At 45.0% G+C, this 25,060-nt stretch carries 22 protein-coding genes and 1 CRISPR repeat array; of the genes, 7 read left to right on the plus strand and 15 right to left on the minus strand.

Annotated elements, in window-relative coordinates:
- Window positions 1–58 precede the first annotated feature (58 nt).
- Window positions 59–1,024, plus strand: a complete 966-nt coding sequence (locus tag MC24_RS00200) for a nitroreductase family protein (RefSeq protein WP_038051460.1) — start codon at window positions 59–61, stop codon at window positions 1,022–1,024.
- Here the strand turns inward: MC24_RS00200 and MC24_RS00205 are convergent.
- From MC24_RS00205 to MC24_RS00215, 3 genes are read right to left on the minus strand one after another with little or no spacing between them, the layout of a single operon-like run.
- Window positions 1,021–2,031 (minus strand): ABC transporter permease, encoded by a 1,011-nt coding sequence (locus tag MC24_RS00205; RefSeq protein WP_038051462.1) that lies wholly within the window; start codon window positions 2,029–2,031, stop codon window positions 1,021–1,023. The genes MC24_RS00200 and MC24_RS00205 overlap by 4 nt on opposite strands.
- Complete coding sequence (locus tag MC24_RS00210; RefSeq protein WP_235280263.1) at window positions 2,028–3,110, minus strand: ABC transporter permease; 1,083 nt, start codon at window positions 3,108–3,110, stop codon at window positions 2,028–2,030. The genes MC24_RS00205 and MC24_RS00210 overlap by 4 nt, the downstream gene beginning before the upstream one ends.
- Window positions 3,107–4,012, minus strand: a complete 906-nt coding sequence (locus MC24_RS00215; protein WP_011943166.1) for an ABC transporter ATP-binding protein — start codon at window positions 4,010–4,012, stop codon at window positions 3,107–3,109. The genes MC24_RS00210 and MC24_RS00215 overlap by 4 nt, the downstream gene beginning before the upstream one ends.
- Window positions 4,013–4,106: 94 nt before the next feature.
- Window positions 4,107–5,205: direct repeats of the CRISPR family, unit length 30 nt; unit sequence GTTTCCATACCTCTAAGGAACTATTGAAAC.
- Between the two features lie 626 nt (window positions 5,206–5,831).
- On the opposite strand from MC24_RS00215, the gene MC24_RS00220 reads away from it, so the two are divergent.
- Together MC24_RS00220 and MC24_RS00225 are read left to right on the plus strand one after the other, a co-directional pair.
- The gene (locus MC24_RS00220; RefSeq protein WP_038051465.1) at window positions 5,832–6,560 is read left to right on the plus strand and encodes a sulfite exporter TauE/SafE family protein; all 729 of its coding nucleotides are present in this window, start codon (window positions 5,832–5,834) and stop codon (window positions 6,558–6,560) included.
- A gap of 74 nt (window positions 6,561–6,634) precedes the next feature.
- Window positions 6,635–7,222 (plus strand): phosphate propanoyltransferase, encoded by a 588-nt coding sequence (locus MC24_RS00225; RefSeq protein WP_008193527.1) that lies wholly within the window; start codon window positions 6,635–6,637, stop codon window positions 7,220–7,222.
- 29 nt (window positions 7,223–7,251) lie between these two features.
- Here the strand turns inward: MC24_RS00225 and MC24_RS00230 are convergent, their stop codons facing one another.
- Window positions 7,252–7,695, minus strand: coding sequence for an Hsp20/alpha crystallin family protein (locus MC24_RS00230; protein WP_004083188.1), 444 nt, complete (start codon window positions 7,693–7,695; stop codon window positions 7,252–7,254).
- 15 nt (window positions 7,696–7,710) lie between these two features.
- The gene (gene dnaK, locus MC24_RS00235; protein WP_004083187.1) at window positions 7,711–9,501 is read right to left on the minus strand and encodes a molecular chaperone DnaK; all 1,791 of its coding nucleotides are present in this window, start codon (window positions 9,499–9,501) and stop codon (window positions 7,711–7,713) included.
- A gap of 233 nt (window positions 9,502–9,734) precedes the next feature.
- Here dnaK and MC24_RS00240 point away from each other — a divergent pair, with 233 nt between their 5' ends.
- Entirely contained in the window at window positions 9,735–12,737 is a 3,003-nt protein-coding gene (locus tag MC24_RS00240) for an efflux RND transporter permease subunit (protein WP_012310617.1), read from the plus strand.
- Here the strand turns inward: MC24_RS00240 and argR are convergent.
- Entirely contained in the window at window positions 12,727–13,185 is a 459-nt protein-coding gene (gene argR / locus MC24_RS00245) for an arginine repressor (protein WP_004083185.1), read from the minus strand. The genes MC24_RS00240 and argR overlap by 11 nt on opposite strands.
- A 171-nt stretch (window positions 13,186–13,356) precedes the next feature.
- On the opposite strand from argR, the gene MC24_RS00250 reads away from it, so the two are divergent.
- Together MC24_RS00250 and MC24_RS00255 are read left to right on the plus strand one after the other, a co-directional pair.
- Window positions 13,357–14,085 carry a KaiC domain-containing protein gene (locus tag MC24_RS00250; RefSeq protein WP_011943170.1) on the plus strand — a complete coding sequence of 243 codons (729 nt, stop codon included), beginning with the start codon at window positions 13,357–13,359 and terminating at the stop codon, window positions 14,083–14,085.
- Window positions 14,082–14,525: a transcriptional regulator gene (locus MC24_RS00255; protein WP_012310618.1), complete on the plus strand. Its 444-nt coding sequence runs from the start codon at window positions 14,082–14,084 to the stop codon at window positions 14,523–14,525. Before MC24_RS00250 ends, MC24_RS00255 begins: the two co-directional genes overlap by 4 nt.
- A 9-nt stretch (window positions 14,526–14,534) precedes the next feature.
- On the opposite strand, the gene MC24_RS00260 is transcribed toward MC24_RS00255, so the two are convergent.
- The 8 genes from MC24_RS00260 to MC24_RS00295 form a co-directional block, all read right to left on the minus strand.
- The gene (locus MC24_RS00260) at window positions 14,535–15,644 is read right to left on the minus strand and encodes an MFS transporter (RefSeq protein WP_011943172.1); all 1,110 of its coding nucleotides are present in this window, start codon (window positions 15,642–15,644) and stop codon (window positions 14,535–14,537) included.
- 139 nt (window positions 15,645–15,783) lie between these two features.
- Window positions 15,784–17,766, minus strand: coding sequence for a methyl-accepting chemotaxis protein (locus MC24_RS00265; RefSeq protein ID WP_038051468.1), 1,983 nt, complete (start codon window positions 17,764–17,766; stop codon window positions 15,784–15,786).
- Window positions 17,767–17,813: 47 nt separating this feature from the next.
- Window positions 17,814–18,491, minus strand: a complete 678-nt coding sequence (locus tag MC24_RS00270) for a TIGR00266 family protein (RefSeq protein ID WP_008193539.1) — start codon at window positions 18,489–18,491, stop codon at window positions 17,814–17,816.
- The gene (nth, locus tag MC24_RS00275; protein ID WP_011943175.1) at window positions 18,463–19,104 is read right to left on the minus strand and encodes an endonuclease III; all 642 of its coding nucleotides are present in this window, start codon (window positions 19,102–19,104) and stop codon (window positions 18,463–18,465) included. The genes MC24_RS00270 and nth overlap by 29 nt, the downstream gene beginning before the upstream one ends.
- A gap of 9 nt (window positions 19,105–19,113) precedes the next feature.
- A complete protein-coding gene (locus tag MC24_RS00280; RefSeq protein WP_038051470.1) occupies window positions 19,114–20,469 on the minus strand; it encodes an aminopeptidase in 1,356 nt (451 codons plus the stop codon).
- Window positions 20,469–21,794: a 4-alpha-glucanotransferase gene (gene mgt, locus MC24_RS00285; RefSeq protein ID WP_012310621.1), complete on the minus strand. Its 1,326-nt coding sequence runs from the start codon at window positions 21,792–21,794 to the stop codon at window positions 20,469–20,471. The genes MC24_RS00280 and mgt overlap by 1 nt, the downstream gene beginning before the upstream one ends.
- Entirely contained in the window at window positions 21,791–23,440 is a 1,650-nt protein-coding gene (locus tag MC24_RS00290; RefSeq protein WP_012310622.1) for an Rqc2 family fibronectin-binding protein, read from the minus strand. Before MC24_RS00290 ends, mgt begins: the two co-directional genes overlap by 4 nt.
- A 1-nt stretch (window position 23,441) precedes the next feature.
- A complete protein-coding gene (locus MC24_RS00295) occupies window positions 23,442–24,305 on the minus strand; it encodes a deoxyribonuclease IV (protein ID WP_012310623.1) in 864 nt (287 codons plus the stop codon).
- A 55-nt stretch (window positions 24,306–24,360) separates the two neighbouring features.
- Between MC24_RS00295 and MC24_RS00300 the strand changes: the two genes are divergently transcribed.
- Window positions 24,361–24,684 carry a hypothetical protein gene (locus MC24_RS00300; protein ID WP_012310624.1) on the plus strand — a complete coding sequence of 108 codons (324 nt, stop codon included), beginning with the start codon at window positions 24,361–24,363 and terminating at the stop codon, window positions 24,682–24,684.
- Here MC24_RS00300 and MC24_RS00305 read toward each other — a convergent pair.
- Window positions 24,681–25,031: a MazG nucleotide pyrophosphohydrolase domain-containing protein gene (locus MC24_RS00305; RefSeq protein WP_012310625.1), complete on the minus strand. Its 351-nt coding sequence runs from the start codon at window positions 25,029–25,031 to the stop codon at window positions 24,681–24,683. The two genes, MC24_RS00300 and MC24_RS00305, sit on opposite strands and share 4 nt — an antisense overlap.
- Between the last annotated feature and the right edge of the window lie 29 nt (window positions 25,032–25,060).

Here is a 25,060-nt window from a genome sequence, read left to right on the forward strand (position 1 = left end):
GTTTTTTGTGGTACAATTATTATTGAGAATTAGTTTCAACTTGTTGGAGGTGAGTTTCATGAGGGTGAGGCACTTTGAACTCCTCACAGACGAAGGGAAAACTTTTACTCACGTTGATCTTTACGGAAAGTACACCATCCTCTTCTTTTTCCCTAAGGCAGGAACGAGCGGCTGCACGAGAGAAGCCGTCGAATTCTCCAAGGAAAACTTCGAGAAGGCCCAGGTAGTGGGGATCTCCAGAGACAGTGTTGAAGCATTGAAGAGATTCAAAGAAAAGAACGATCTCAAAGTGACTCTCCTTTCAGATCCAGAAGGAATTCTCCATGAGTTTTTCAACGTTTTGGAAAACGGAAAAACAGTTCGATCCACCTTCTTGATAGACAGATGGGGCTTTGTGAGGAAAGAATGGAGAAGAGTGAAGGTCGAAGGACATGTTCAGGAAGTGAGAGAAGCTTTAGATCGACTGATAGAAGAAGACCTTCCACTGAACAAACACATAGAGTGGAGAAGGGCAAGGAGAGCGTTGAAAAAAGACAGAGTACCGAGAGAGGAGTTAGAACTTCTCATAAAAGCAGCTCATCTTGCTCCTTCGTGCATGAACAACCAGCCGTGGAGGTTCGTGGTAGTGGATGAAGAGGAACTCCTCAAAAAGATACACGAAGCACTTCCCGGTGGAAACTACTGGATGAAGAACGCACCCGCTTTGATAGCGGTTCATTCGAAAAAAGACTTCGATTGTGCACTTCCAGATAACAGAGATTACTTCCTGTTCGACACTGGGCTTGCCGTGGGAAACATTCTTGTTCAAGCAACACAAATGGGCCTTGTGGCTCATCCCGTTGCAGGCTACGATCCTGTGAAGGTCAAAGAGATCCTGAAAATCCCTGAAGATCACGTGCTGATAACCTTGATCGCTGTAGGATACCTGGGAGACGAAAGTGAGCTTTCCGAGAAACACAGGGAGCTGGAACGCTCAGAAAGGGTGAGAAAAGAGCTCTCCGAGATCGTCAGGTGGAACCTTTAGTCCTCTTTTCTCAGAACGAGTGATGCGGTGTAAAAGACAAACATAAGACCAGCTAAGAACATGATCACTGCGGTGATAAGGTACCTGCTGAACGGAAATATCTCAAAGCCCAATGAGTACCTGATGAGTTCCACACCGTACTTCACTGGAAGAAAGAGTGAGACAACTCTCAGATAATCAGGGAGGAACGAGACCGGAAAATAAACACCTGTTAGAAACATCATAATGGTGAAGAGAATCACAGCAACATTCGTTGCCACATCGGATTTCTTGAACAGAATTGATATCAAAGCTCCAAGCACGATGAAGGATAGAACAGAACTGACGACGGATATCAAAAAGAGGAACACGTTCAGTTCGTAGCTTGCTTTAAAGATCAAAGTTCCCAGCAGCATTATGAGAGCGGTGCTCAAAATTCCGTAGAACATCCTCGCTGAGATGAGACCAAAGACAAAGGAAAAGTTTCCAACGGGAGTTGCTTTGAGCCTCTTCAAAAAGCCTCTTTCACGATAGCGGGAGAACACGTCCACGGTTCCAAAGAGCCCGATCGAGAGTAGAGATACGGCGATCACACCCGTGAGGGTGTAATCGAAAGATGTGAGCTCTCTTGCGGCTTTCAGAACTTCTTTTTTCACCATGATGACGGGATTCAGACCGTTGAGGAGCCTTGTGACCTTGTTTTTGAGGGAGATCTCCCAGGAGTCGAGAAGCGATTGATAGTATTCGTCCGTTGTGTTTCTTATAAAGATGATTCTTTCTTTCTCCACCACCGCCACTTCGTGGTAGTAGCCCTTCAACTCCTCGAGCGAGGTGTAAACATCTCCAAAATCCGAAAGATCGTAATCGACGGTCACAACTGCTGTTTTCACAGAATTGCCGGAACCGCCAAAAAGAAAACCAAAAATCAGAAGAAACATGACGGGAAAAGCAATGCTGAAAAAAGTGGAAATTTTATCCCTCCACGATTCTTTCCACATAGCAGAGAACAGAGCCAAAAACTCACTCAACCATCATCACCCTCCTCCAGTTCAAAAAAAAAGAGAACGAAAGAGAGTACTATCCACACGATCGGCACTAAAAAGTGATTCGAGTAAATCGTTCTGTATCCGAAAGATCCCCTCAGATAATCCACCAAGTAGGTTGCAGGATTTCCAAGAACAACCGCTTTGATCGGCCAAGGAATTCCGGAGACATCGAAGTAAAAACCTCCGAGGAACATGAACACCTGGTTGAACACCTGCGAAGCTGCTCTCAAAGCGGAGAAGGTTTTGAACAGAGACACCATGAGCAGAGACACACTCAGAAACGTAAGAAAGGAAAGAAGCACACCGCCTAAGAAGGATACATTGATGGGGAACTCTACTCCGTACACAAAACGTGCAAAGAGCGTCACAGAAGCGGAAGTGATGGACATGGCAAAAAGTCCGCAGACGACTATGGAGAAAAAGTAGTGATGACCTCTCAGTGGAGAAGCAAGAATTCTTTTCAAAATTCCCTGCTCTCTGTAGAGAGCGAGCTGATACGGAACAGTGAAGAGGCCGACGGACATCACACCCACAAGAAGAACGGCAGGAAGAATGTAGTGAGAGTAATTGATAGCCTGCCTTTCTTTTTTTCTGTACTCCACTTCTACCTCCTTTACCTTTCTTAGTTGAAGGTCGAGCGACTCGAGTATGTTAGAAACAACGTTCGCAAGGACAATGGATTCCTGCCTCTCCGGAGCGTAGAGAATGGTGATCTCCACAGGAACAGAGATCTTCGTTTTGGAAAAGATGATAGCTTTTGTGAAGAGATTGTCGAAGTTCTCCGGTAGAATCACACAAACATCGATCTTTCCGTATTTGAGGTCTCTTTCAGGGTTCTGTGTTCTGATGATCTCGATACCGGATGGGAGATGGCTGAACACACTCTCTACCAAACTACTCTCTCCCACAAGTCCTATCCTCAGGTTCATGTTAGAAGACATATCTCCGAAGATGGATACGAGAATGAGATAGAGGAGTATTGGAAAAAGGAAATTCCAAAAAAGAACGCTCTTAGTTCTGAAGTAATCGTTTTTCAGAATGGAAACAACAAGATGCCTCATTCTCTGAGATCCCTGCCTGTGAGCTTCAGGAAAACATCTTCAAGATTCGGTTTTCTTATCACGATGTTTGAAACGTTCCAATTTTTCAGGAGATCTTTTATGAGTTCTTCTGGGGCATCAGTTTCCACAACGTAGTGGTTCTCTTTTTTCTCCAAGTATCTCACGTTCACGTCCTGATCACAGTCAAACTCGACGACGGTTTTCAGCCCGGAAGAGCTTATGAGAGAGGAAGGAGTCCCTTCTGCTATGATCTTCCCGTGGTCTATGATGCAGACGTGGTCAGATAGTCTCTCTGCCTCTTCCATGTAATGGGTGGTGAGAAAGATGGTCTTTCCAAGATTTTTGAAGTGTTCTATGGTGTCCCATATCTGCCTTCTCGCCTGTGGGTCAAGACCTGTCGTTGGTTCGTCGAGGAAAACAATCTCCGGATCGTTGATGAACGCCACAGCCACTGCGAGTCTCTGAAGCTGGCCCCCAGAGAGTGTTTTCACCATTTTTTTCTCTATGTTTTCAAGAGAAAACAATCCCATCACTTCTTTGAGATCCAATCCCGTTCCGTACAGCCCGCGGAACAATTTGAGGGTTTCCCAAACGGTGAGGTTTTCAAAAAAGGCACTTTTCTGGAGACACACACCAATTTTTCTCTTCGTTTCTCTATCTAAGACATCCTTTCTCTCACCGAAATAGTAGATCTCCCCGGAGTCTTTCTTTCTGAGACTTTCGAGTATCTCAACGGTCGTGGTTTTTCCCGCACCGTTGGGTCCAAGGAAGGAGAAAACAGTTCCACGCTCCACGGTGAAACTTATCCCGTCCACGGCCTTCACGTCACCGTAGTGTTTCTTCAGATCAACGACTTTCAAAATCTCCAGAAAAAATCCCCCCTTTGAATGTAATACTACCATACATTGAAACAAAAAAGCGCCCCTCACGGGCACTTTTGTTTAAAGGATGCATTGAAATTTGTTGAGCTTAGCGGAGATCATCGATACAAGACAAGTTTCCGTACCTCTAAGGAAGTATTGAAACTACTCAGGGATCCAGCAAAATACCTTCCGTTAGCCGTTTCCATACCTCTAAGGAACTATTGAAACCCTCCACCTTGGGATTGGGATACCTCAAAGGGAATATGTTTCCATACCTCTAAGGAACTATTGAAACCAGAAGGCATGCCATCCTGGTGTGGATCGCAACAGCAAAGTTTCCATACCTCTAAGGAACTATTGAAACAGGACGAGGAAGAGGAGTTTCTTTACGTTGCAGAAGGTTTCCATACCTCTAAGGAACTATTGAAACCCGGATGCAGGAATCAGCGCCGTGAAGGATGCGCTCAGTTTCCATACCTCTAAGGAACTATTGAAACTCCAGACATATATCCACTTTCGTTTTTGTTCTATTTGTTTCCATACCTCTAAGGAACTATTGAAACCGGCGGCACGGATTGAAGGGGGTACGAGCGTTATGAAAACAGTTTCCATACCTCTAAGGAACTATTGAAACCCATGGTAGGACATCATTCAGATTGTGGTTGTCAGAGTTTCCATACCTCTAAGGAACTATTGAAACTTCTTACTACATCTCTAAGTCCTTCCATAGAACCACGTTTCCATACCTCTAAGGAACTATTGAAACCCTGATGCAGGAACCAGTGCTGTAAAGGATGCGGTCAGTTTCCATACCTCTAAGGAACTATTGAAACATAAATATAGCAAAAGTGTCATACCAGTCACTTACTCTGTTTCCATACCTCTAAGGAACTATTGAAACATAAAGCGACGGTAAAGAAACAGGTAAGACATAGTGTTTCCATACCTCTAAGGAACTATTGAAACCAGAAGAACAGCACAAACTCCTCGACAGACTCATCGGTTTCCATACCTCTAAGGAACTATTGAAACCATTTACAATATACCTACTCATGATCGTCAGAATTTGTTTCCATACCTCTAAGGAACTATTGAAACGGAGCGATTTGAACCAGTCTGCGAATTTTCTGAGAGGTGTTTCCATACCTCTAAGGAACTATTGAAACTAGATCTCTCTATATTTCAAAACAATAAAGCAATGGGTTTCCATACCTCTAAGGAACTATTGAAACCCGTTGAGTTCAAGAGAAATTATACCACAAACACACTCTGAAAGCAAGATGTTTTTTGAACTTCCATATCCTCCCTTTCCATAAACCATTCTAACACACAAGAGAGCATCTTCAAGTACTGTTTGGAAAAATGGAATAATTGCATAGTCAAACAAGAAAAGAACACAAGCAAAAAACAGAAGATAAATTATATCAACCTACGTCAGGGCATTTTGGGGTGTTTCTGGTAAAAATCGATTAGTTCCATGTTTCACAAATAGATGAAAGAAGGTATTCCTCAGTGTGTTAGAAGTTAACTACTAATTTCTCGAATTCAAAGCACTTACACGTCATCGATTATCACAAATTCTCTTCATATTGTCTCTTAATATCATCCATTATTCCTTTTTTAACGCATAGCTTCCGGTACCACAAACCTGCATGAAATTTTTCGTTACCGGTAATTGCATACTCTGTATCGTTCTTCCAGTGCCAGATACACACATCACCTACTTTGTGAATGATTGGAACTAACCTGGTTTGTATGCATAAAATATAATATGTTAAGACAAATATATTTCACACTAACACAAAAGCAAAGAACAGAGTGGTAAAATTTTTCAAAACTTTTTTGGAGGTGTTCTGAGGTGATCGTTCTTGTGTTCCTTGGGGGTATCCTCGCGGGCTTTTTAAATGTTCTTGCAGGTGGTGGCTCAATGATCACACTTCCTATCTTAACTGCTCTGGGACTCGGAATAGATGTTGCAAACGGAACAAACAGGATCGCCATAATACTTCAAAATCTTGTGGCAATTGAAAGGTTCAAAGCCAAGAAGGTTTTGAAAATAAAAGAAGCGATTCTTGTTGCTTTGCCGGCCATAGTGGGAGCGATTCTGGGAAGCTCCATAGCGGTTCAGATAGAAAAAGAGATGCTTCAGAAAATCGTAGGTGTTATCTTCCTCGTTATGGCCGTTTCTCTTGTCTGGAAACCCAGAATCTGGCTTGAGGATAGATTCGTCAAAAGAAACTGGGTTCTCATATACATCGTCTTTTTTCTGATCGGTATCTACGGTGGGTTCATTCAAGCGGGGGTCGGTTTTCTTCTCATGCCTGCGATCGCTCTTCTTCTTGGATACGAACTGGTCAAAACAAACGCTGTAAAAGTCTTCATCGTGGCTTCTTACAATATAATCTCACTTGTGATCTTCATTCTGAACGGAAAGGTGAACTTCCTCTACGGTTTCATTCTCGCTCTTGGGAATATGACTGGTGCGTGGCTCGCTGCCACTTTCTCCATCAAAAAAGGTGCAAATTGGGTGAGATGGATCGTCTTTACAGCAGTAATCGTGGTTGGAATAAGATACGTTTTTAATTAACTTTCAATCAAAAAGAAATAGAAGTGTGCCATGATAGAAGATGGAATAATGCATAAAGTGAGGGAGGTGTACCAGTGACAAAGAAAGAACCTGGAATAATCGTTGGTGTAAGCAACAGGCATGTCCATCTCTCAAAAGAGGACCTGGAGATTCTCTTCGGCAAAGGCTACGAACTCACCCCCATAAAAGATCTCAGACAGCCCGGTCAGTACGCAGCGAAAGAGACAGTGACCATAGTAGGACCGAAAGGCGCGATAGAGAACGTTCGCGTACTGGGACCTGTCAGAAGAGAAACACAGGTCGAGATCTCCAGAACGGATGCCTTCAAACTCGGACTCAGACCCCCTGTTAGAGACTCGGGAGATCTCGAGGGAACACCGGGAATAGTCATCATAGGTCCAAACGGCATTCTGGTTAAAGAGAAGGGAGTCATCATAGCAAAAAGACACATACACATGCACCCAAAGGATGCCGAACACTATGGAGTTAAAGACAAAGATCTTGTGAAGGTGATCGTTGAAAGCGGAGACAGAAAACTGATCTTCGATGATGTTCTCATAAGAGTGAGGGAAGACTTCGCACTGGAATTCCACGTGGACACAGATGAAGCGAACGCAGCGATGCTCAACACCGGGGACTTCGTTTATATCGTGGAGTTCTAAAAAAATAAAAAGGGGAGCGTTCGCTCCCCTTACTCTTGAACTTCCACCTCGATCACTTTCTTCTTCCTTTCTTCTTTCTTTGGTACCCTTATCGTGAGAACACCGTTCTTGTACTCTGCTTTGATCTTTTCTACGTCAACGTAGTCTGGGAGTCTGATTGCCCTTTCGAATTTTCCAGCGCTTCTTTCAACGTAGTAATAGTTTTTGCCTTTCTGTTCTCTTTCGAGTTTCTTTTCACCAGAGATCTTCAAAATGTTCTCTTCAACCGTTATTTTGACGTCTTTTCTGTCTATGCCTGGGATTTCTACTTCTATCACTACTTCATCGTCTGTTTCGTACACATCCATGTCTGGTGCAAAGAACTCCTTAGCGGGTCTGACCTCCGTCCTGAAGAAGTCATCGAAGAGCCTGTCGATCTCCCTCTGGAGTTCCCTGAACGGCCTGAAGATGTCTTCTCTTCTTCCAAGGAGCATCGTGTCACCCCCTTTTCACTGGTTCGATGTTTCTCCACCAGTTGCAGATTTGTAGAGGTATTCTCCTATCTTCATACTTTCCTTCTGGAGATCATCGAAGAGCATCTTCACTTTTGGTATGTCGTTTCTGTTTATCGCGTCTCTGAGTTCTCTGATCATGTCTTCAAGTCTGGACTTGAGATCCGCTGGTATCTTATCTCCGTGTTCTTTCAGAGTCTTTTCTACGCTGTATGCGAGATCGTCTGCTCTGTTCTTGAGTTCGATTTCTTCTTTGAGACGTTTGTCCTGTTCTTCGTATCTTTTCGCATCTTCTATCATTCTCTTTATTTCGTCTTCGGAGAGCTTGTGTCTTCCTGTGACTACCATGGACTGTTCTTTTCCAGAACCGAGATCTTTTGCGGAAACGTGGACTATTCCGTCGCTGTCTATGTCGAACGTGACCTCTATCTGAGGAACACCCCTCGGTGCCGGTGGAATTCCAACGAGTTTGAAGCTTCCAAGGAAGATGTTTTCCCTCGCAATCGGCCTTTCACCCTGATAGACTCTGATTTCTACTTCGGTCTGACCGTCTTCAACCGTTGTGAAGATCTTGCTCTTCCTCACGGGTATCTTGGTATTTCTTGGGATTATCGGTTCGAAGAGTCCGCCTTTGACTTCTATTCCGAGTGTTAGTGGTGTTACATCGACGAGAACGATATCTCTTCCCTTTGCTCCTTCGGTGCCCGCAAGTATCGCCGCCTGGATCGCCGCTCCGATAGCAACTGCTTCGTCCGGGTTGACGCTCTTGTTGGGTTCTTTTCCGAAGAACTCCTTTATGAACCTCTGCACCATTGGAACTCTGGTCATACCGCCGACGAGTATGATTTCGTCGATATCCTGTGGTGAGAGCTTTGCATCGTTCAGTGCCTGTTCGATTGGGCCTCTTGTCATTTCAACGAGATCTCTTGTGAGCGATTCGAAGAGACTTCTGGTGATTCTCATTTCAAGGTGCAGAGGCTGTCCGCTCGGAGAAACAGCGATGAACGGCAAACTCACATCGGTTTCCATCTTCGTTGAAAGCTCTATCTTGGCCTTTTCGGCAGCGTCTCTCAATCTCTGAAGCGCCTGTCTGTCTTCTCTGAGATCTATTCCGTGCTGTTTTTTGAATTCCTCTGCCATCCAGTCGATGAGTCTCTGATCGAAGTCGTCTCCACCGAGGTGGTTGTTACCAGCTGTCGCGATGACCTCGATCACACCTTCTCCTATCTCGAGTATGGAGACATCGAACGTTCCACCACCGAGGTCGTAAACCAGCACTTTCTCTTCTTTTCCAGCTTTATCGAGTCCGTAAGCGAGGGCCGCTGCGGTTGGTTCGTTGATGATCCTCAAGACCTCAAGACCTGCTATGATTCCAGCCTCTTTCGTTGCCTGTCTTTGGGCATCGTTGAAGTAAGCGGGACAGGTGATGACGGCTTTCTTTATTTCACCACCGAGGTACGCTTCCGCGTCGTTCTTCAGCTTCTTGAGAATGAACGCGCTGATCTCCTGAGGAGTGTATTCTTTATCGTCTATTCTCACTTTGTAATCAGTTCCCATTTTTCTCTTTATGGATTTTATCGTTCGTTCAGGATTGAGTATCATCTGTCTCTTGGCGGGTTCTCCTACGAGTATCTCTCCACTCTTTGTGAACGCAACCACGGATGGTGTGACCCTGCTTCCTTCAGCGTTCGGTATCACTTCAACTGTACCGTCCGGTTTCATCCAAGCTATAACAGAATTTGTCGTTCCAAGGTCTATTCCCACAACGAATTCTTTCTTTTCTGCCATTGTGCCACCTCCTCAGAACCTTTTCTCATCCATGAGAAATTATAGTGAGGCACAGAATGGGATGTCAAGGGGTCGTATGAGAATTTGTACAAACATATATTCGTCTCATAATGATGGAAATCGAATATATAATTTTTTAGAAACAATATCGTATAGCAAATGAAACTTTTGAATGATAATAACAATTCAGATCGAAAGTGAGCTATAATTTGTTCTGTCGGGGAGGGATCGAAGTGAAGATCGCGGAAATCTCTTCGAGAAGACCCATAGCCATCTTTATGCTGTTGACAGCTGTTGTCTTCCTTGGTTTCATTTCGTTTCAGCATCTCAAGCTGGATCTTCTTCCTCAGATAGAGTACCCTTACGCTGTTGTTATAACCACGTACATGGGAGCGGGCACGGAAGAAGTCGAAGAACTCGTAACCAAACCTCTTGAAGGGTACATTTCCTCAACTCCGGGTGTTAGAAGGTTCACCTCCATGTCGATGGATTCCGTTTCTTTCATCCTCGTCGAGTTCGACTGGAATGTGAAAACCTCCGAAGCCGTTGGAAGACTCTCAAGGTACGTAGATCTTGCCACTCGCGACCTGCCAGAGGGTGCGAATCCTGTGGTCGTAGAGTTCGATCCTTCCTTACTTCCCGTGTATGCTTTCTCAACGGAAGATGACTACGAAGATGTCGTGTCGAAAATCAAAAGACTGCCGGAAGTCGCCAGTGTAGAATTGATGGGAAAACCAGAAAAAATCGTCGAGGTTATACTTGATCAGGAGAAAATAAAACGGTTCGATGTTGATCCTTCGTTGATAGAGACCATCCTTTCAGGGAATCTCGTTTACCCGTTCGGCTATGTGAGCGATTCTGAAGGAAACATTTACCCCGTTTCCGTCGATGGCCGGTTTGAGAACATAGAAGATCTCAAAAACACAATCGTTGGTTTCAGGGGAGTGAAATACCAGTCCCTTCTGCAGGGTAAGGTACCGAACATACTCGTTCCCGTGAGATTGAGAAACATAGCCGAGGTTAATATAACGAACGAAAGCGTTCAGGGAGAAGTCAGGGTCAACGGAAAGAAGGCTTCTCTCATCGCTATCTACAAAAGAAGCGGTGCGAACACCGTCAAAACTGTCCGTGAAATAAAGAGGATACTGAGAGATTCCAAAATAAATTACATAGAGGCCATGAACCAGGCTTATTACACTGAAAGAGCGATCGACAATCTTCTCAAGAATCTTCTCTACGGCTTCATCGCGGCTTTCGTGGTGGTTTTGATCTTTTTGAAGGATTTCACGTCAACCATCGTCACTTCGTTTTCCATTCCGCTGTCCCTCACGATCACCTTTGTTCTTCTTTACGCCTTCGGCTTGAACCTCGACACGCTCACGCTGGGCGGTCTCATCATGGCACTGGGAATGCTGGTGGACAATTCCATAGTCGTGTTTGAGAACATATACCGCCATCGCTCCCTCGGTGATCCAATACCGGACGCTGCGAGAAAAGGTGCGGGAGAGGTGTGGCTGGCGATTCTTGCTTCCACACTCACAACCGTTTCTGTTTTTCTTCCCATAGTGTTCTTCACAGGTTTTGTAGTGAGACTGTTCAAGTATTTCGCCATTGCGTTCGTCTTCGCACTTTCTTCTTCGCTGTTCGTATCTACAGTCGTCGTTCCAGCGGGTACAAGGTGGATAAAGCCAAGAAGGGGAAAACTCACCGAAGCACTGCAAAAGCATTATCGGAAGGCATTGGAATGGTGTTTGAAGAGAAAGAAACTGGTCCTGGTGATTTCTTTTGCTCTGGTTGCAATCTCCGTGATTTACCTTCTTTCGAAACCTCTGGGTTTTCTCCCGTCTTTCCAGACGAATCTCATGGTGATAGATGTGAAACTTCCCTCTCAGTCGTCTTATGAAAAAACCACCGAAGCTGTAGAGCAAATAGAAGATTACCTGAACAAACACAGAAACGAGTACAAAATCTCTTCTTTCTACTCGGAAGTTGGAATAACGAATATCTACTCTCAAATAATGGGAAGGGGACAGAACGAAGCAAGAATAATGGTGAACCTCGGAGGAAGCAGGAGGGAATTCGCGAAAAACAGAGAGAAACTGAAGAATGCCATCTCCCAGCTGAATATTCCAGAAGCGAAAATAGAAGTTCTTGAGCAATCACAGCAGATATACGAAATTCTGGGCTATCCTGTGACGATCGAAGTGAGAGGAGATGATCTTTCTCTGATACAGGAAAAAGCAAAAGAAATCTTCGAGCGTTTAAGGGAACTGCAGGAAGTCAAAAAGATTCAGATAAGAAATTCCTTTGAAAAGGAAGTCCTTCATGTGAAAATAGACCGGAACAAAGCCCTCATGAACGGTGTGGTGACAGGCCAGGTCTTTTTGGATCTCCAGACCTACCTTCTCGGGAAGAAAATCGGAACACTGAGAACGGAAGAAGGAACACTTCCCATCGTTTTGAAAAAGGCAAAATCTCTATCTCCCGAAGACTTATCGAAGATTTCGCTTACTGGTCTCAAAGGGGATGTCTCTCTTGGTGCAGTTTCAAACATATCGAGGGAAACACTTCCTTCTATAGTGGAACACTCCGATGGAGAACGTGTTGTTTACGTAGATCTGGTGAGTATAGAAGGTTCGATCGGCGAAGTTGCAAAGAAAGTAGAAAATCTTCTAAATGAAATTGATCTTTCTGGTGTAAAAGTGGAAATCACCGGACAGAAAAGTTTCATGGACGAAGCGTTTTCGGAGCTTCAGTATGTTGTTTACATAGCGATCGCACTCGTATACATGATTCTCGCTGCGCAGTTCGAGTCTTTCACACTGCCTTTCATTATATTCTTCACCATACCCTTCGCTGTCGTTGGGGTTGCCTTCGCGGTTTTCGTGAACGGATACTCACTGAATGTACCCGTTCTTGTTGGTCTTCTCACCCTTTCGGGAACGGTTGTGAACAACGCCATCGTGATGCTGACAAGAATAGAACAGATAAGACAGGAAAAAGGTCTCTTAGAGGCCACACTTGAAGGTGCTCAGAGCAGGTTGAGACCCATCCTGATGACCACCTTCACCACGATCGTTGCGCTTCTACCAACTGCACTTAGCCACGCAGAAGGATCGGAAATAGAGTCTCCAATATCGTGGGTGGTGATCTTTGGAATGCTTATATCCATGCTGTTCACTTTGTTTGTGATCCCTGTGATCTACACTGCGATCAGAAGAAAAGTCAGAGTATAGATGAGAGCTTCTCAACTATCTTCTCACAGCTTTCTGGATCGCGCACAGCAACGAATATGGTATCGTCTCCTGCGAGAGTGCCCACTATCTCGTCTATGTCGAGTCTGTCTATAACCCGAGCGATACCGCTTGCGGTACCTGGTATCGTCTTTATGACGATGAGATTCCCTGCCCTGTCTATACTCTCAACGAAGGATTTGAAGTTTCTTTTCAGCTCTTTCCATGGATCGATCACAGGGGTTTCATCGAGAAGTTTGTACACGTAGTTTCCGCTCTCGTCCATGATCTTCACGGCACCTATCTCTTTCAGATCTCGAGCGACGGTCGGTTGAACAGCTTTTATTCCATATTTTTTCAGTTCTTCTACGATCTGGAATTGATTACTTATTTTTTTCTCATGTATAATCTTCCTTATCAGTTCCTGTCTTCTCTTCTTTGAAATTTTCAATTGAAAACACCTCCGAAGAACATTTTTGAAAGCATACAACTATATATATAGCATAAATATGAAAAATATGAACAGAAAATTCAATTTTTATGATGTTGTTATCAAAAAAGTAACGTATTGGTTTATCAAACGAAAAAAATGATTGCTAAGATAATTGTGGGGGGTGGGAATATGATCAAGAAGGTCAAGACGGGAATTCCGGGGATGGACGAAATCCTTCACGGCGGAATTCCTGAGAGAAACATCGTGCTCATCTCTGGAGGACCCGGTACCGGAAAGACGATCTTCTCTCAGCAGTTCATATGGAACGGACTTCAGATGGGGGAACCCGGCATCTATGTTGCACTCGAGGAACACCCCGTTCAGGTGAAGAAAAACATGGAAGTTTTCGGCTGGAACGTTGATCCTTTTGAGAAGGAAGGAAAGTTCGCCATAGTGGACGCGTTCACTGGTGGAATCGGTGAATATGCCGAGAAAGAAAAATACGTCGTAAAAGACATAGACGATGTCAGAGAGCTCGCCGAAGTGCTGAAGAGAGCGGTGAAGGAAACACAGGCAAAAAGAGTTGTGATCGATTCTGTAACCACTCTCTATATCACGAAACCCGCAATGGCAAGAAGTATTATCTTCCAGCTCAAGAGAATACTCTCCGGTCTTGGATGTACATCGCTCTTTGTGAGTCAGGTGTCAGTCACTGAGAAGGGATTCGGAGGTCCTGGTGTTGAACACGGAGTGGACGGTATCATCAGACTGGATCTTGATGAAATCGATGGAGAGCTCAAAAGAAGTTTGATCGTCTGGAAGATGAGAGGAACGTCTCACTCGATGAGGAGGCATCCGTTCGAAATAACCGATAAAGGAATCGTCATACATCCTTCGGAGGGGGGTGAAGAAAAATGAAACTCAACTTCAATCCCGTGACCAAAGAGGAGATTCACCAGCTCGAGATCGCTTTGCTCGTTGGTACACTTTTCAGAAAGGAAGTGCTCGAGGAGATCAGAAATTCTGCTGAGAGGCTCACCTGGGTTGACAGCCTGGCGGTGGCCGCCGGTGCCCTCGCAAGGGCAAAGGCAGGAATGACAGCTTCCGAAATAGCAGAGGAACTCGGAAGGACAGAAGCAACAATCAGAGAACACGTCAAGGGAGAAACCAAAGCCGGAAAGCTGGTGAACGAAACTTATGAACTTCTGAAGGAAGGAAAGTTGAGTGTGGAAGGATTGATAGGTGAGGGTATCAAGGTAGTCACTACTACTACTGGTAGTGACGAAAAGCTCCAGGAAGTCAAGAAAGAGCTCGAAGAAATCAAACAGAAACTTGAAAGTGTGATTCAGAAACTGTGAGGCGGGGAATCAATCCCCGTCTTTTGTGAACAGAAGAACCACTATTCCTCCTGAAAGCACAGCAAGACCCAGTGTCGAAAACATAAGAGAGTAAGACTTTTCTGCGAGCAATCCCGCCAGGAAAGGTCCGATGGTTGCTCCAAGAAATCTGGCAGAGCTCAAAAGACCAAGTGCTCTTCCCCTCTGAAGGTAGTGGAATCTTCTTCCAAGAAAATTGTTCGATCCGTTGATGAAAGCTCCAAAACTCGCTCCCAAAAAGGCATAAGCCAGCACTGGTGCCCAGTTCTCAGGTATCATCATGAGAAAGGGAACCAGTGAAGACATGAAAATGCCTAGAACACTTATGAATTTCGGATCTGTTTTTTCAACGAGTTTTCCAAAGAAAAAATGTGATGGTATCTGGATGAGTGGATTCACAGCCGTGACGAAACCTATCGTTGAAGCACTATAATGAAATCTTTCGTTTAGATAGACAGCTATCAGTGACATGGAGCCGGAAGTTCCCATCTGCCTCAAGAGACTCCCCAGGTACAGTGCCCAGATTCCATGCTCCATTACCTTCCTTCCAAAATGAAAGTCTTCCTCTTTCTTCTTTTGGATCTTCTCTTCTTTCAACCCGAGAGCAGGAATCACGGATACTGCCACGACTATCGAAAAGAAAACAAAAGCGAGTTTCAGATCCATGAACATCAGCAGAAAACCTATGGAAATCCTGCTCAGAAGCATCCCAAGTGAATTTGAAGAGTTGTAAAGTGAAAATCCAAGTGACATTCTCTTTGCAGTGCTGCTGAGCGCCATGGCAGCGGGAGGATACATTCCGTTGAAGAACGCTATGATCATAGAGACGAACAGAAAAGCAGAGGGAACGTTTATGACCGCGTACAGAGGATAAAAAGCAGATGCTAGAACGAGGCTCAATATGATGAATACCTTTCTTTTCCCAATTTTGTCCGAAATTCTTCCCCAGAAAACGTTAGAAAAGGTGTTCATTGCCCCTTGCAAACTGGAAAGGAGCCCTATCATAAAGAGAGTTGCTCCTATTTCTTTCATGCGAAGCTGTATCAGAAGATTGAAACTCATGGTGCCCATAGAACGAAAAACATTGGTGAGAAAGAACATCCTTCAACCCTCCAGCAATTAGTTCGGCATGTGAATTATTTTATCACAACAATGAGAAACATCAAACATCAGAAAAATGAAGTGTAGAAGAAACCCGCCTGAAGCGGGTTTCTAATGAATTTGAAGATCATTTTAAAGATTACAATTTAAATACTTCCATCCCTTTTTCTAATTTTTCTGCAATCTGATCCAGTTTATTCATGACTTCAGACAGTGTGTTAACAGCCTTGGCCTGCTGTTTCATCGATTCTACGATTTCGCTCATTTGCTCTGCTATTTCTACTATTGATCTGCTTGCGCTGTCCATAGCGCTGCTCATCTCCTCCGCCGCCGCGCTCTGCTCCTCAGCTATTGCTGCAAGATTTTGGATCTGCGACACTATGCTAGATATTCCTTGAACTATCTTGTCAAACTGGCTCGCTACAACCTCCGCACTGCTGCTTATGTTCTCCACTGCCTGCACCGTTCCTCTCGTCTCTTCGTTCGCTTTCACCACTTCCTGGCTGATCTGATTCAATATCTGCCCTATTTTTTCCGTCGCACTCTTGCTCTCTTCTGCAAGTTTTCTTATTTCATCCGCCACAACTGCGAATCCTCTTCCCGCTTCTCCCGCTCTCGCCGCCTCTATTGCCGCGTTCAAGGCGAGAAGGTTCGTCTGCTCTGCTATCGAGTTGATCGTATCGAGTATCTGTCCTATGTTCCTTGCGTGTTCGTTCAACTCCTCTACAACACTTGCTGTTTGTTCTGCCCTGCTTCTTGCCTGTTTTATCATCTCGACTATTTCTTTGATGGCCTTCTCACCTTCTTTTGCTGATTCGCTGACCTGTGTAGATTTTTCTGAGAGATCCTGAGCTGCTCTGGAAACGTTTTGAGCGCTCGCTGCCACTTCCTCAACCCCACTCGTCACTTCCTGAATCGATGCCGATGTGTTACTCACGTTCGATTCTACACTTTCCACCTGTGCCGTTACTTCCTCGATCGTTGAGTTGACTCCCTGAGCTACGGAAGCCACACTTTCTGCGTTTTGTTTTATTTCAGATGAATTGTTCTTTATGTTTAAAACTATCTCCCTAAGGGATTTAACCATATGTGTCAGAGCATTTCCAAGTTTTCCAATTTCATCCTTTGAATTGAGCTGGATTTCGACAGTCAAATCGCCTTCAGCAATTTTATCCGAGATTGATGCCAGGTGTTTGAGTGGCTCTGAAACGTATCTTCTCGACATGAAAAACGCAAAGAATATTGCTAAAACCAAAGAAACAAGAGTGATGGTCATAAGAACCACTGTGGATTCTTTCACTTCACTGTAAACGACTTCTTCTGGTACTACGATGGCGTATATCCAGCCGTTCGGTAGTTTCTTGTACCCGGTTCTTCTTGGGATCCCATCGAACACGTATCCAAACACGCCGCTCTCTGATCCTGTTTGCCACTTTTTGAAGAAATTCGTGTCTTTTATGTTTTCGCCGATGTAATCCTTTTTGCTGTGAAGAGTGATTGTACCATTTTCATCAACAAGAGCGCTCATATATCCCTTTTCCACACCTTTTTTGAAGAGCTGATCAACCAGTTTTGAACAGTCAAAATCGAGGCCAACAACACCTACAATTTCCTGACCGATCTGAACCGCTTTTGCGATTGTTATGACGGTTTTTCCAGTTGAGGCATCCGTGTAAGGGTCGGTGATGACAATTTGACCTAGTTTAGAAACTGCATCTTTATACCATGGTCTTACCCTTGGATCGTATCCTTCTGGAAGTTTTTGCTCTGGAACCAAATACATTCTTCCATCTTTCAAACCCACATAGACATTCATAACGTTTGGGTAGCTCTTCAGAACTCTCTCGAACAAGCTTCTCACATCTTCTTCTTTGGTTTCATCGCTGTGCAGATTGATCACACTCTCATCGCGGGAAAGTAAATCCACAAGTTGTATGTGTGCCTGTAAGAAGTTCCATAGTGCATCGGCGCTCCCTTCCGACTGGATAAGAAGGTTCATATCAGTGTGTTCCAGTATTTTGCTCCTAATTGTTATCATACTCAAAGTACCAACAAACGTTATACCTGCACCAAGTATCAGCACTAAGATCATGATTTTCCAGAAAACAGGTAAGTTTTTCACGGCAACACCTCCTTTGCGTAAAATTATAACTGCAGTTCATTGTATTTTCATCTGCTACCCGTCTGCCTAGGAACAAGAGACTTTATCCACTCGACAAAAGCGGGATAATTCCTCGTCTGGACATAAATTCTTCCTGGGCCTGTGAAGGTACACACCAGACCTTCTCCACCGAAGAGTGTGGATTTCAGGCCACCAAATGTTCTGACGTTCCACTTCACCGTTCCATCGAACGCCACGACATGTCCTGTGTCAACGGTAAACTCCTCTCCCGACTGGAGTTCTATAGATTTTATTCCTCCAAAAGAAGAAACGGCCACATCACCGTGACCAACGAATTTCAAGAGAAATATTCCTTCACCAGAGAAGAATGACTTCAAACCACCGAATGAAACGTCCATTTCCACCGAAGGATCACATGCCAGGAAAGAAGTCGATTGAACGTAGAGGATGTCTTTCAGAGGTATCACGTCTATATCTCCCGGAAGCTGAGGAGCCAGACCGACTTCACTTTCTCCGCGGGAGATGTACGTGTTCATGAAAAAGTTCTCCCCGCCCAAAATGGCTCTTTTGAGGGCTTTCCAGACACCTCCCGTTGCTGAAGTGTTAACTTCGATGGGTCCTTTCATGTAAACCATCGCACCCGGTTCTACCACAACACTCTCCCCAATCGAAAGAAACACCTTCAAAAGAGCGTAGCTACCTTTCAGTACGATTTCGTACTTCACCCTTTCCCCTCCTTCTGTAAAACTCACAGTGATTCTTCAGAAAGCACTCTTCACACAGAGGATTCTGCGGTTTGCAGATTCTTCTTCCGAATTCGACCATAGAACCGTTGATCGGCCCCCAGAGATCTTCCGGGAGCAATTTCTTGAGGGCTTCTTCTGTTTCTTCCGGTGTTCTTGTCTTCACCCAACCCAGTCTGTTGCTGATTCTGTGAACATGCGTATCAACCGCGAGGGCAGGTTTTCTGAAACCCACCCACAGCACTATGTTCGCTGTTTTTCTTCCCACACCGGGAAGTTTGAGCAGTTCTTCCAGCGAATCGGGAACTCTTCCGCCGTACCTTTCCACGAGGATCCTGGATATCTCCACGATTCTCGCGGCTTTTTGCCTGTACATCCCGGACTCCTTTATCAAATTGTAGAGATCCTCTGGTTTTGCCTTTGCGAGTTCCTGCGGTGTTCTGTAAACTTCGAAGAGCTTCTTCGACGCTTTCTCTGTGTTCTCGTCGCGCGTTCTCTGGCTCAGGACAGTGGAGATGAGAACTCTGAATGGATCCGTTTCTTTGTGGTTCCTTGGAAATCGCTTCACGATTTCTCTTGCCAGCTCTTCTATCAAAGTACCACCTCACAGTTTTTCCATGAGACTCCTGTAAGCAACGTAGGTTTCGAAGAGGTCCGCCTTCGAGGAGATTTCAAAAGGAGAATGCATTCCGAGAAGGGCAGGTCCCATATCGATCACATCGGATCCTCTCTCAGCAAAGAACTTGGCAATTGTTCCTCCTCCGCCCTGGTCCACCTTCCCGAGGGTGGCCACCTGCCAGATGACTCCCTGTTCGTTCAGCACTTTTCTCACACGAGCTACAAATTCAGCGTGCGCGTCGTTCGTGGAGTATTTTCCCCTTGCACCCGTGTACTTCACAAGAGCAACTCCGTATCCCAGTTTCGGAGCGTTGTGAAGATCGTGGACATCTTTGTAAGGAGGATTCACGGCAGCGCACACATCTCCGGAGATGACAGAGGTATTCTCAAGAACTTCATCGAGCACGAACTCCGAATCTTTCGCACCCTGCATTTTCAGAATTTGTCTGAGGGCTTTCAAGTAGAATCTGGCTTTTGCTCCCGTGTTTCCGTCGCTTCCTATTTCTTCCTTGTCGAAGAAGATCACACCTATCGATTTTTCGGAATTTGCAGACAGAAGCGCTCGAAGAGCTGTGTAGGCACATATCCTGTCGTCCTGTCCATACGCTCCTATGAGACTTCTGTCTATTCCTACCTCTCTCGGTGAGAAAACAGGAACCACTTCTATCTCACCGCTCACGAAGTCCTCTTCGGTGATACCGTACATCTCGTTCAAAATCTTGAGAACGTTCGTCTTCACCGCTTCTTTTTCTTCTCCACTGAGGGGGATCGTTCCGGCTATGAGCATGAGGTTTTCTCCTTTGAACTTCTCAGAGATCTTCGCGTCTTCCTTGTCGAGATGCGGAAGAAGATCTGGAATCGTGAAGACGGGATCCTCCGGTTTATCCCCTATGTGAATCTCTATCTCCGTTCCATCGTTTTTGAAGAGAACACCGTGTATTTCAAGAGGAATGCTCAGCCAGTGATACTTCTTTATTCCTCCGTAGTAGTGTGTTTTGAACAGGGCTATTTGTTCGTCTTCTATCAACGGATTGGGTTTGAAATCCAGCCTCGGAGAATCTATGTGCGCAACCACAAGGTTCAGACCTCTTTTCAGGTCATCCACCACACGAAAGGCGGCGATGGCTTTTCCCCGGTTCACAGCGTAAACTGTCATGTTCATGGGATCTCCCGCTAAGTCTCCAAGAGGAACGAATCCTGATTCGTCGAGAATTCTTTTGATTTCTTTCACCGTCATCCTTTCGGTTTTTGCTTTGCTCATGAATTCTATGTACTCTTTCGAAAAGGCTTCTATCTCCTTCTTCTTCCTGTGGTGCCAGACGTTTTTCCTTTCCATTTTCATCAAACCACCTCCGTTTTGTAAGGCTTCATTTTAACTCCCTCAAAGACAACCTCTTCCCCTGAAAGATTGTGAAACACCTTCAAAGAATGCTGATCATCGTAGAGTCTGTACACAAGGAACTTGTCCTCTTTGCACAAAAATTCGAGCTTTGCCCGATCGATCCACTGGTTTTCCTTTCTGAATCTCGTCCATCCCAGCGTGTGTGAAAGAATCGAATCGGGATCTTTCTTCTGGTATTCCACAGAGACACCAGAGAAAGGCCCGTTGTACGCGGGCCACTTCCAGAAGGTCTGTCCCTCAACGCACATACTCTCATTCCACGGAAACGGATCCAGAACGACTTCTGTGTTCGGTTTCTGGTAAATTCCTTTCATTCCAAGCTCATCCCCATAGAACACGAGAGGAACTCCCGGGAGAGTGAAAAGAATGGAAATCGAAAGTTTGATCTTTTCTTTGCTGAAGCCTCCTTCAAAGCTTGCAAGCCTTGACATGTCGTGATTCGAAGTAAAATTCACCGGGAGGTAGTCTTTGCCGACAACGGCCCTTTCGATCGACTCTATCAGAACTCTTGTGTTCTCTTTCCATACAGCTTCCTTTATACAGTGGGATGTGTCAAAGTTGAGCATGTAGCCAAATATTCTGCCGTGTTCATCCACCATTCTGGCCTCTGCCCATATTTCCGCGAGGAAGATGCCCTTCAAATCGGAAAGAAAGTACTTCCAGAAGCGAACGTTCTGTTCGATCGTGTCCCTCATGTGCTTTGCTGCGTCGAACCTGAAACCATCCACTCCCATATCAAGAAGGTGGAGAACCAGCTTTTTCATTTCATCGAATACCTGTGGGTTGTCGTAGTTCAAATCGGGTGAAAAAGGTCCAAAGAGTCCTCTGTAGAACCTTCCATCTTCCAGGGGATGCCAGATCTTTTCTCCATCCCACTCTCTTCTCTCGTCCAGATCCGTCTCTTTGTTTGCCCATACGTAGTAATCTCTGTAGTGTGGATCTCCTTTCAGCGCCTTCTGGAACCACGTGTGGAGAAAGCCTGTGTGATGGATGGGAAGGTCAAGAACGACTTTTATTCCGCTGTCGTGGAACGCCTCGAGCATCTCTTTGAACTCTCTCACGCTACCGTACTCAGCTTTGAAAGAATAAAAATCCACCACGTCGTACCCGTGAAAAGATATGGAGGAAAAAACAGGCATGAGCCAGACAAAGTCAATCCCCAGTTCTTTCAGGTAGGAAACAGCGTTTTTCAATCCCCTGAAATCTCCCACACCGTCGAGGTTTCCATCCCTGAAAGATCTCACGTAGATCTGATAGCCTATCATCCCTCTATCCTCCTTGGCTCAACAAGAATGGTTTTGTAGTTCGTGTATATCACCATACCGGGTTTGAACCCCTTAGGTTTTCTTACATATTTTATAAACGTGTAATCGACCGACACTTTCCCGGAGTTTTTTCCCTTCGAGTAACCGGCTGCGAGACTCGCCGCATACTCCACGACTTCCTGAGGCACCTCCTTTCCTTCTGTCTTCACCACAACGTGAGCTCCCGGCATTTCATGAGCGTGGAACCACAGGTCCTCCTTCGAGGAAGTTCTCACGAGTTCATCGTTCTGTTTGTTGTTTCTTCCTATGAGAATTTTGAATCCGCCGTAGTACACCTCTCTGAAACGGGTTTTCTTTGATTTTTGTTTTTTCGTTTTCCTCTCTTTCAGGAGTCCAAATTCTCTCATTTCTTCTTCTATCTCTTCGAGTGTTTCCAGATCTTCCGCGTCTTCGATCGTCTGCCACAGCTGATAGAGATACTCTTTTTCCCGCTGTATCTCTTCGAGCCGTTTTTCTACCTGTTCTTTCTTTCTCTGCAGTTTTTTGTAGGTATTGTAGAACTTCTGAGCCGTCTGGGCAGGATCTTTTCCCACATCCACAACGATCTTTTCGTTTGTCTCCCAGTCCGTGAGTTCGACCTCTCCGGATTTTCCCTTTATACTCCAGAGGTTCTGAACGATGAGATCGCCGAGTTTTTTGTATCTTTCGGCTTTCTCTGCTTCGGAAAGTTCCCTCGAAAGTTTTTCTTCAAGATCCTCCAGATCTTCAATTCTATTCACAACCACTTTGATAAAACGATTTTTGGTGTTTTCAAAGGTGGATTTTTCTTCTTTCCATCTCACAAATTCGTTGATACCCTCGGAGGGTTTTTCAAAGTACCTTTCTTTGGGGCCCAGCATGGTGAACCTGAAGGCAGAAACTTCCACAGGGTGTGAAGCTTCGTAATAAACAAACACCCCCGGGAGTTCCAGCTCCTTTTTTATCTCCTCAAGAACTTCGAGTATCTTCCCTCGATTCACAGACCTCCACGGAGTATTCAGCTCGTAGCCGGTTCTGTGGATCAACTCCTCCACGGAGGCGGGAGAAAAGCCTTCAAGAAGTGAAAGGAGAACGTTTCGAATCGTTTTTTCACTCTCTGGGGGAAGTTCTTTCAATTCAAAAATAGATAACTTTCCAGAGGGAAAAATCACGAACTCCCTTCCGGGGAGGATTTCTCTCTTTTTCGTTACAATGCGTCTGTGTGCGTCAACGATTCTCCCGTCTCTGACCAGTATCATGTTCGAGTGGATCCCCATTATTTCGATGTAGAGATCTTTTTGAACGATTCCCTCTATCTCATCGAATTTCTCGAAGGAAAACCGCAGTGTTCTGTCCATCCCAATTTGTTCTACCTTTAGAAGTTTCGCACCTTTCAGTTCCTTTCTCAGAAGCATCGTGAACGAAGAGGGCATCTTCTCCGATGCCTCTTCTTTTTCAGCGATCGTTACATGGGAAACATCGGGTCTCAAACACACCCGAACGGTCGCACTTCTGAAAAGAAAATAATAATCAACCGTTGTTGGTTGATAGATCTGCCTCAAGTGTTCTCCTTCGAGTTCCTTTAACTCTCTGACTGCTTTGTGCAGAAGCAACCCATCGAAGGGCATATCAATCGACCTCTATACCGAATTTTTCTATGATCTCAAACACTTTCTTTATATCCTCCGCGTGCTCTTCGTTTCCACCGGGGGTTTCCAGGATCCACGGAACTTCCTGGATCTCTTTGAAGGAGAAAAACACGGCAAAACCTTCTTCACCTATGAATCCGCTTCCTATTCTTTCGTGTCTGTCTTTTGCCGCTCCGAGGGGGTATTTAGAATCGTTCAGGTGTATCATCTTGAGTCTTTCCAGGCCAAACAGGGTTTCTATTTCGTTTAGCAAGGCTTCGACACCCTCCTTTTTTGTGATGTCGTATCCAGAGTCGAACCCGTGACACGTATCGTAGGTGACAGCCACACGGTCTTTTTGATCGACGAGATCTCTGATCTTCTTTAGCTGTTCCAATTTGTATCCGATATTTCCTCCTTTTTGTGAAACGTTCTCAAGGAGAATTACCACACCTTCGGTGTTGTTCAGCACTTCGTTCAGTCCTCTTACTATTCTGTCTATTCCCTCTTCCTCTCCTGTCCCGAGATGGCTTCCGGGGTGAATGTTCAGATACCTTATACCCAGCTTTCTGCAAATTTCCACTTCTTTTTTCAAAAGTTCAACGGATTTCTGCCAGATGTCCTCCTTTGGACTGGCAAGGTTTATGAGGTATCCACTGTGACAGAACGCATTTTCCCAGTCGATACCGTTTTTTTTCATTTCCCTTTTGAATTTCGTGGCGACCTCGTCAGAAGGGAGTTTTGCACCCCAGGACCGGGCGTTGTGCGGGAAGATCTGGAAGGAGTTCCCCCCAATGTTCACTGTGTCTTGTGGTACCCTGTCAAATCCTTTCGAGATGGGCATGTGAGCTCCTATTTTTATCATGCTTCTTACCCCTTTCCCGCGGTGATATAATGAAACAGTGCATGGAGGTGACATCGTGTGGATCACCGCACTCGTTGTTCTCGGATTCACTCTATATTCATTTTACACCTGGGCGTTTCTTGTTCGTCACAGAAAGATCATCTCGTACATAGAAAGGGATATTTTGGAGTTGGAAGAAAGAGAGAAGCTCTTCAGAAGAGAAGTTGCCTCAGGAAATGACTTTGTCAAAGAAAAATACGAGAAAATTCTGAAGCTCCTTGAAAGGGCCAAGGAAGACTACAACTTTGAGGTAGAGAAATTCAACAGGAAACTCAAATCACCTCTTTATTTCATACCTGCAAAGCTTTTTGGAGAGGTTCCCTTGGAGAAGAAAGATTAAATTTTCTTTTTGCGCTCTTTCCATATCTTTTCCGCCTCTTCTAAGGAAATCTTTTCTTCCCAGAACAGCCAGGGCTTCCTGTGTGAGATCTTTTCCACCACCTTCTGAATGGCACTTTCAAGGTCTATTCCGTAATCTCTCTGTGCCACTGCTGCCACGAGAAGCGCGTCGTAGATGAGATCTCCTATCTCTTCCTCGAGATTTACGAGGTCGTTTTTCTTCACAGCTTCAGCGACTTCTTCTATTTCAGAAGCGAGGGCTTCAAGCAGAGTTTCAATGCTCTGTTTCTCTAACCAAGGGCACTTTCTCAAACTTCTTTCGATGATTTCAAGAAGTCTCTCTACCATCCCTTGACCTCCTCCCAATCCCCTGAAGG

The organism is Thermotoga sp. Mc24, assembly GCF_000784835.1.
Lineage (GTDB): Bacteria > Thermotogota > Thermotogae > Thermotogales > Thermotogaceae > Thermotoga.